Source organism: Kitasatospora sp. LaBMicrA B282 (assembly GCF_050325825.1).
In the GTDB taxonomy this organism is placed as follows: Bacteria; Actinomycetota; Actinomycetes; order Streptomycetales; family Streptomycetaceae; genus Kitasatospora.
On the sequence record NZ_JBNQTI010000226.1, the window covers coordinates 2,079 to 10,821 of the forward strand.

Genomic DNA, 8,743 nt, shown 5'->3' on the forward strand with positions numbered 1-8,743 from the left:
GGGGGGGGGGGGGGTGGGGCCCGAACAAAAGGGGGGGGAGGGGGGGAAGGAAGGAGGGAAAGAAGGAGAGACCCACGCACGGCGCCCCCACCCCCCCCTCCCCCCCCCCGCCGTTCTGCCGTCCGGCTCAGCGCGTCAGCGCATCGACCCCGTGCGCAGCAGCGTGCGGATCACCCGCATGGCCACCGAGAGGCTGGACAGCGCGTAGGTGTCCGAACCCCTTATGTCGTCCAGGGTGGTCTGCGCCCGGCTCAGCAGCGTGCCGTTCAGCTCGGCCCAGGCCGTGAAGCGCTCCTCGCTGGTCGCGCTCTCCGGCCCGCAGGCCAGCACGTCGTCGGTGAGCTGGGCGTGCGCCGCGAACAGGTCCTCGCGGATCGAGGTGCGGGCCATCGAGGACCACCGGTCGGTGCGCGGCAGCTCGATGATCCGGTCCAGCAGGTGGGTGATGCCCAGCCGGTCGCCCAGGTCGTAGTAGAGGTCGGCGACCTCGGAGACGTCCTTGCCGGAGCGGTCCGCGACCTCGGTGACGTCCAGGGTCGGGAAGGCGGAGGAGAGCCCGGCCACCCGGGTGGCCAGCGCCTCCGGCACGCCCGCGCCGATCAGCTCGGCGTGGATCTTCTCGTACCAGGCCAGGTCCTCGCCGCGCAGCGGCTTGGGCAGGCTGGTCCAGACGTGGTCCACCCGCTGCTGGAAGAACGCGATGGTGTCGGCGATGTCCAGCGGCTGGCGGCGGTTGTTGAGCATCCACCGGGTGGCCCGCTCGACCAGCCGGCGGGCGTGCAGCCGCATCCGGGTGGCGGTCTCGGCCGGGATCCGGTTGTCCAGGCCCTCGACCTCGTCCCAGATCTTCTCCAGGCCGAACACCGCGCGGGCCGCGGTGTGGGTCCGGGCGATCTCCTCGTAGGTCGCCCCGGTCTCCTCGCGGAGCCGGAAGGCGAAGGTGCAGCCGCCGCGGTTGATCGTGTCGTTGACGATCAGGGTGGTGATGATCTCCCGGCGCAGCGCGTGGTTGTCCACCGCCTCGGTGAACTTCTCGCGCAGCGCGGTCGGGAAGTACAGGTGCAGGGTGTCGCGGAAGTACGGGTCGTCGGGCAGCCCGGTGGCGAGCAGCTCGTCGGCCAGGGTGATCTTGGTGTAGGCGAGCAGCACCGACAGCTCGGGCTGGGTGAGCCCGAAGCCGGTGGCCTGGCGGTCCTTCAGCTGCTTCTCGCTGGGCAGGAACTCCAGCGCGCGGTCCAGCTGACCGTCCGCCTCCAGCCGGTTGATCATCCGCGAGTGCACGTTGACCATGCTGTGCGCCTGGGCCACCGCGTTGGCCAGCACCACGTTCTGCGCGTAGTTGTTGCGCAGGACGAGCTTGCCGACCTCCTCGGTCATCTCGGCCAGCAGGACGTTGCGCTGCTTGACCGTCATGTCGCCCTCGGCGACCACCTGGTTGAGCAGGATCTTGATGTTCACCTCGTGGTCCGAGGTGTCCACGCCGGCCGAGTTGTCGATGGCGTCGGTGTTGATCCAGCCGCCGTCGAACCGGGGGCCGCCGGACTGGGCGTACTCGATCCGACCCAGCTGGGTGCAGCCGAGGTTGCCGCCCTCGCCGATCACCCGGGCGCGGATCTGGTTGCCGTTGACCCGGATCGCGTCGTTGGCCTTGTCGCCGACGTCCGCGTTGGTCTCCCGCTCGGCCTTGACGTAGGTGCCGATGCCGCCGTTCCAGAACAGGTCCACCGGGGCCTGCAGGATCGCCTTCATCAGCTCGGCCGGGGTGAGCTTGGTCGCCTCGATGCCCAGCGCCGCGCGGACCTGCGGGGTCAGCTGGATCGACTTGGCGCTGCGCGGGAAGACCCCGCCGCCGGCCGAGATCAGCGACTTGTCGTAGTCGTCCCAGGAGCTGCGCGGCAGGTCGAAGAGTCGGCGCCGCTCGGCGAAGGAGGCGGCCGACTCCGGGTTCGGGTCCAGGAAGATGTGCCGGTGGTCGAAGGCGGCCAGCAGCCGGATGTGCTCGCTGAGCAGCATGCCGTTGCCGAAAACGTCACCGGACATGTCGCCGATGCCGACCACGGTGAAGTCCTCGGTCTGGGTGTCCACGCCCAGCTCGCGGAAGTTGCGCTTGACCGACTCCCAGGCGCCGCGGGCGGTGATGCCCATGCCCTTGTGGTCGTAGCCGGCCGAGCCGCCGGAGGCGAACGCGTCGCCGAGCCAGAAGCCGTACTCCTCCGCCACGCCGTTGGCGATGTCCGAGAAGGTCGCGGTGCCCTTGTCGGCGGCGACCACCAGGTAGGTGTCGTCCTCGTCGTGGCGGACCACGTCGGCCGGGTGCACGACCTGGCCGGCCTTGAGGTTGTCGGTGATGTCCAGCAGCGCCGAGATGAAGGTCTTGTAGGACGCGATGCCCTCGGCCAGCCAGGCGTCGCGGTCCACCGCCGGGTCCGGCAGCTGCTTGGCGACGAAGCCGCCCTTGGCGCCGACCGGGACGATCACGGTGTTCTTGACCATCTGGGCCTTGACCAGGCCGAGGATCTCGGTGCGGAAGTCCTCGCGCCGGTCGGACCAGCGCAGGCCGCCGCGGGCGACCTTGCCGAAGCGCAGGTGCACGCCCTCGACCTGGGGCGAGTAGACCCAGATCTCGAAGGCCGGGCGGGGGGCCGGCAGGTCCGGGATGGCGTGCGGGTCGAACTTCATCGACACGTACGGGTGCCACTGGCCGTCACCGGCGCGCTGGAAGAAGTTGGTCCGCAGCGTCGCCTTGATCAGGTGCAGGAAGGAGCGCAGGATGCGGTCCTCGTCCAGCGAGACGACCTCGTCCAGGGCGCCGTCCAGCTCCTCCAGGATGGCCTCGCCCAGCTCGCCGGCGCCCAGCTGGTGGCTGGGGCTGAGCCGGGCCTCGAAGAGGTTCACCAGCAGGCGGGTGGTGTGCGCGTTGTTGCGGAGCGCGTCCTCCATGTAGTCCTGCGAGAAGGTGCTGCCGGCCTGGCGCAGGTACTTGGCGTAGGCGCGCAGCACGACCGCCTGACGCCAGTTCAGCCCGGCGGTCAGGATCAGGCCGTTGAAGCCGTCGTTCTCGGCGCGGCCGGTCCAGGTGGCGGCGAAGGCCTCCTGGAAGCGCTCGCGGGCCTCGTCGGTCAGCTCGGCGGACTCGCCGCGCAGCTTCAGGCCGAAGTCGTAGACCCAGGCGGTGGTGTGGTCGGAGCGGCGCAGCGCGTAGGGGTGCTCGTCCAGCACCTCGACGCCCAGGCGCTGCAGCACCGGCAGCACCTCGGTCAGCGAGATCGGCCCGCCGACCCGGTAGATCTTGAAGCGGCGCTCGTCGTCGCCGGCGCCGACCGGCTGGTACAGGTTGAGGCGGAAGTCGCCCTCCCCCTCCAGCGACTCGATCTGCTTGAGGTCGGCGACCGCGGTGCGGGCGGTGAAGTCGGCCCGGTAGCCGTCGGGGAAGGCGTTGGCGTACTTGTGGCCCAGCTCGGCGGCCCGCTCCTCGCCCAGCTCCACCAGCAGCTGGTCGTTGAAGCCGTCCATCCAGAACCGGGCGGCCTCGGCCAGCTTGGCCTCGATCCGCTCGATCTCGGCCTCGGTGAGCTCGCTCAGCTCACTGCCCGGGGCGACCCGGACCACGAAGTGCAGGCGGGTCAGCACCGACTCGGTGGACCAGACCGTGTAGTCGATGGCCGCGCCGTTCAGCTCCTGCATCAGGATGTCCATCAGGCGCAGCCGGATGCGGGTGGTGTAGCGGTCGCGCGGCAGGTAGACCAGCGCGGAGAAGTAGCGCCCGTACTCGTCCTGACGCAGGAACAGCCGCAGCCGGCGGCGCTCCTGCAGGTAGAGCACGCTGGTGGCGATCTGCTGCAGCTCGTCGGCCGGGGTCTGGAAGATCTCGTCGCGCGGGAAGGTCTCCAGGATCTGGAGCAGGTCGCGGCCGTCGTGGCTCTCGGAGGAGAAGCCCGACTCGTTGATGACCTCCTGCACCTTGCGGCGCACCACCGGGATCCGGCTGACCGACTCGGTGTAGGCGGCGGAGGAGAACAGGCCGAGGAAGCGGCGCTCGCCGACCACGTTGCCCGCGGCGTCGAACTTCTTCACGCCGACGTAGTCCAGGTAGGCCGGACGGTGCACGGTGGCACGGGAGTTGGCCTTGGTGAGGACCAGCAGCTTCTTCTCGTGCGCCTTGGCCCGCACCGGGGCGGACAGCCGGCCGAAGGACTCGCTGACCGGGTGGTGGTCGGTGTCGTGGCTGAGCGGGTCGGAGCGCAGGATGCCCAGGCCGGTGCCGGGGATGGCGCGCAGCACCTCCTCGCCCTCGTGCTCGACCAGGTCGTACTCGCGGTAGCCGAGGAAGGTGAAGTGGTCGTCGGCCAGCCAGCGCATCAGCTCCCAGGCCTCGCCGACCTCCTGCTCGGGCAGGTGGGCCGGGGGCTGCTCGGCGAGCTCGTCGGCCAGGCGGAGCGCGGAGGTGCGCATCTTCGCCCAGTCCTCGACCACCTCGCGCACGTCACCCAGCACGCGGCGCAGGTCGGCCTCGATCTGCCGCAGGTCCTCGCGGTCGCTCTCCCGGTCGATCTCGATGTGCATCCAGGACTCGACGGTCGCGTCCGCGGGCCACTCGGCGCCGTTGGCCTGGCTGCGCGCGCAGGCGTCGATGTCGAGGATCTCCAACAGCTTGCCGGTGATGTCGCGGCGGACCACCAGCTGCGGGTGGATCACCAGGTGGATCGCGCGGTTCTGCCGGGACAGCTCGTTGGTGACCGAGTCGACCAGGAACGGCATGTCGTCGGTGACCACCTCGACCACGGTGTGGCCGCTGGACCAGCCGTTCTCGTCGACGGTCGGGGTGGAGACCCGGACCTCGGCGGTGCCCTGCGGACGCTTGAGGCCCAGGCGGTAGTGCGAGGCGGCGGCGCCGTAGACGTCGACGGGGTCGCGGTCGACCAGGTCCTCGGGGGCGGTGTGGAGGTAGTAGTGGTGCAGGTACGCGGTCAGAGCGCCGTTGCTCAGCCCCTCCCCGGGCGCCGCTCCCCCCACCTGGCTGTGCTCCGCGGCTGCGGCCGCCTTGACGAGCAGTTCGGCCTTCGCCGCGTCCAGCTTGGTCTGCATGGCTGATTGGCTCCTGTCGCGCGCCGTTGCGTGACTCGGTGGTGGTCTGGGTGTGCACCGCCGGGCCGCTCCGCAATCCTCCCGCACCATCCTGGCCAGAGGCGCTCAAGGCACGCTTAAAGAACCCCTCGCCTGGGTACGACAGACTTTTCGGCCTGCGGGACGCGCCCCGACGACGCCAGCCAGCCTAACGGGCCCGTGCCGGGCTGTCAGGGGACATGGAGGAGCAAAGCCGGGGCGTGATCCTCACTTCCTGGACAGCTTGTCCAAAAACCGCAGGTCAGCCCATATGTGGGTAACGGTCGTCGGTCGGCGGCACGAAGGTTTCCTTGATCGCCCGGGTCGACGTCCAGCGCAACAGGTTCTGCGCCGCACCCGCCTTGTCGTTGGTCCCCGAGGCCCGGCCGCCGCCGAACGGCTGCTGGCCGACCACCGCGCCGGTCGGCTTGTCGTTGATGTAGAAGTTGCCCGCCGCGAACCGCAGCGCCTCCACCGCCTCGGCGATCGCCCGCCGGTCCTGGGCGATCACCGCACCGGTCAGCCCGTAGGGCGCGTCCCGGTCCACCGCGGCCAGCGCGTCGGCCCAGTGGGCGTCCTCGTAGAGGTGCACCGAGAGGATCGGCCCGAAGTACTCGGTGGAGAAGATCTCGTTCCGCCGCTCCGCGCTGACCAGCACGGTGGGGCGGACGAACCAGCCGATCGCGTCGTCGTACTGGCCGCCGGCCACCAGCTCCACCTTGGGATCGAGCTTGGCCCGCTCGATCGCGTCGCGGTTCTTGGCGAAGGCCCGTTCGTCGATCAGCGCGCCCATGAAGTTGCTCAGGTCGGTGACGTCGCCCACCGTCAGGGCGTCGACCCGGGCCAGGAAGTCGTCCCGGATCCGCGTCCACAGGCCGCGCGGCAGGTAGGCGCGGGAGAGCGCGGAGCACTTCTGGCCCTGGTACTCGAAGGCGCCGCGGATCATCGCGGTGCAGAGCACCGCCGGGTCGGCGGACGGGTGGGCGATCAGGAAGTCCTTGCCGCCGGTCTCGCCGACGATCCGCGGGTAGGAGCGGTAGCCGGGCAGCCGGGTGGCGATCGCCTGCCAGAGCGAGCGGAAGGTGGCCGTCGAGCCGGTGAAGTGCAGGCCGGCCAGGTCGGGGCTGGCCAGCGCCACCTTGGAGAGGTCCTGGCCGTCCCCGGTGACCAGGTTGATCACCCCCGGCGGCAGCCCGGCCGCCTCCAGCAGCCGCATCAGGTGGTGGGCGGCGAAGGTCTGGGTCGGCGCGGGCTTCCAGACCACGGTGTTGCCCAGCAGCGCCGGGGCAGTGGGCAGGTTGCCGGCGATCGCGGTGAAGTTGAACGGGGTGATCGCGTAGACGAAGCCCTCCAGCGGGCGGTGGTCGGTGCGGTTCCACACCCCGGGCGAGGACTCGGGCTGCTCGGCCAGCAGCTCGCGGGCGAAGTGCACGTTGAACCGCCAGAAGTCGACCAGCTCGCAGGGCGCGTCGATCTCGGCCTGCTGCGCGGTCTTCGACTGCCCGAGCATGGTGGCCGCCGCCACGGTCTCGCGCCACGGCCCGGCCAGCAGCTCGGCGGCCCGCAGGAAGACCGCCGCCCGGTCGTCGAAGGAGAGCCGGCGCCAGTCGGGGCCGGCGGCCAGCGCCGCGTTCACCGCGAGCTCGGCGTCCTGCGCGGTGGCGTTGCCCAGCACCCCCAGCCGGGCCGCGTGGTGGTGCGGCTGGACCACGTCGATCCGCTCGCCGGAGCCGAACCGCTGCTCGCCGCCGATGGTCATCGGCAGCGGGACCGGCTCGGCGGTCAGCTCGTCCAGCGCGGCCAGCAGCCGCTCGCGCTCCGGGCTGCCCGGGGCGTAGCCGTGCACGGGCTCGTTGACCGGGACGGGCACCTTGGTCACGGCGTCGATCGGCATCGGCGGCTCCGCTCTGCTGGGTCGGCCTCTGGCCGGGCCGGCCCGGTGGGGCCCGCCTCGGTGACGCCATCCAGCTTGACCGGGCCCGGGTCGCCGCCCGGGCCCCGACACACCGGTCAGCCGGTGATCCGCCGGGCCAGTTCCACCGCCTCGGCCAGCGAGTCCACCACCGGGACGCCGATCGGCTCCAGGTTCGCCCGGGTGTGCGAACCACCGGTGTACAGCACCGCGTGGGCGCCGGACTGCCGGGCGGCCAGGGCGTCGTCGGCGGCGTCACCGATCACCACGGTGCGGGCCGGGTCCACCGCCGGGGCGAGCGCGGCCAGGTGGCGCACCAGCGAAGCCGCCTTCTGACCGTGCGAGGGACCGGTGCGGCCGTCCACCCGCAGGAAGTGCCGCTGGATCCCGAAGGCCTCGACGGCCGGGACCAGCCGCCGGTGCTCGTACATCGACAGCAGCGACTGGGTGTGCCCCTCGGCCGCCCAGGCGGCCAGCAGCTCGGGCACCCCCTCGGTCAGCGTGCAGCCGCCGGCCAGCTCGCCGTAGTGCTGCTGGAAGGTGGCGTCCAGCTCCTCCCACTGCGCGCCGGACGGCTGGAAGCCCAGCGCCCGCTGGTAGAAGCGCGGGATCGGGATCTCGTACATCTCCCGGTACTGCTCGAGCGTCAGCGGCGCGCCGCCGACCACCGCGAAGGCGGCGTTGCTCGCCCCGACCACCGCCGCCATGTCGTGCAGCAGCGTCCCGTTCCAGTCCCAGACGATATGAGTTCGCACCCGGGAACGGTAGCGGGCGCCACCGACAAGCAGGTGAAGTCGGGGGGTCGGTCAGTGGCGCTCGGCGGTCCCGCTCAGCCGATCAGACCGGGGATCTCCTGGGTCGCGTACCAGAGCAGCTCGTGGTCCTCGGCGCCGTCCACGCTGAACTGCGCGTCGGTGTCGCCGGCGTCGGCGGCGGCGATCGCGTCCGCCGCGGCGGCGACGTCCTCGACCACCTCCTGGTCGTCGGCGTCCGCGTGCACCGAGGCGGCCTTGGCCAGCTTGACCGCGCCGGCCAGGACGACCCGGCCGAGCGAGGCCTGGTCCTGGTACTCGTCGCCGGGGTAGGGCTGCACGGCGCTGTCGGCGACGTCCAGGGCCACCACCACGCGCCGCCGCGGGGCCCCGGGGTCGGCGGCCAGCAGGCGCAGCGAGGACTGGGCGGCGCGCACCAGGGCGGCGTACTCCAACTCCTCCAGGTCGTCGCTGACGTACCACTCGCGCAGGGCCGGGGTGACCGCGTAGGCCGCGGCCTGCGCCAGCGCGCCGCCTTGCTGCGCCTCGGCCAGCGCGGCCAGGGTGGTGGGCACGTAGACACGCATCGGGGGCACGCTCGCTTCCTGGGGTGCTGCGGGACGTCCACAGAATACGGCTCCGGCGATCACCGCGGTGTCCCCCTTCGAGCGGTTCGCCGTGGCGGGGGTGCTCTGGGCGGGTGACGGTGCCGGCCCCGGGGCAGGCCGGGGTGCCCGGGTCGTCAAGCCGCCGTTCGGGGGACCTCGGCGGGGCGCGGTCGGCGGCTTGGTCGCGGGCGCGCGAGGGCCGGAACCTGGAGCGGACAGCCTTCCGCCGACCCCGTGGGGGACCCGCACATGGCCGAGACCGCGCTCCGCTCCGCCGCCCACCGCCTGCCCGTGACCGCGCCGACCGTCCAGCGGCTGGCGGCCGCCCGGCCGGCGACCGGCCGGCCGGCGGCGACCCGCCGGCCACG

The 8,743-nt window shown here is 71.9% G+C and carries 4 protein-coding genes; all 4 read right to left on the reverse strand.

Annotated features, from left to right (window positions below; all coding sequences use genetic code 11):
* Positions 1 to 135: 135 nt before the first annotated feature.
* Positions 136 to 5,085 (reverse strand): NAD-glutamate dehydrogenase, encoded by a 4,950-nt coding sequence (locus ACQRUO_RS35915; protein ID WP_428320367.1) that lies wholly within the window; start codon positions 5,083 to 5,085, stop codon positions 136 to 138.
* 280 nt (positions 5,086 to 5,365) lie between these two features.
* Positions 5,366 to 6,991, reverse strand: a complete 1,626-nt coding sequence (pruA, locus tag ACQRUO_RS35920) for an L-glutamate gamma-semialdehyde dehydrogenase (protein WP_428320369.1) — start codon at positions 6,989 to 6,991, stop codon at positions 5,366 to 5,368.
* A 122-nt stretch (positions 6,992 to 7,113) separates the two neighbouring features.
* Positions 7,114 to 7,770 carry an HAD family hydrolase gene (locus ACQRUO_RS35925; protein ID WP_428320368.1) on the reverse strand — a complete coding sequence of 219 codons (657 nt, stop codon included), beginning with the start codon at positions 7,768 to 7,770 and terminating at the stop codon, positions 7,114 to 7,116.
* A gap of 74 nt (positions 7,771 to 7,844) precedes the next feature.
* Positions 7,845 to 8,354: a DUF6912 family protein gene (locus ACQRUO_RS35930; RefSeq protein ID WP_428320370.1), complete on the reverse strand. Its 510-nt coding sequence runs from the start codon at positions 8,352 to 8,354 to the stop codon at positions 7,845 to 7,847.
* Between the last annotated feature and the right edge of the window lie 389 nt (positions 8,355 to 8,743).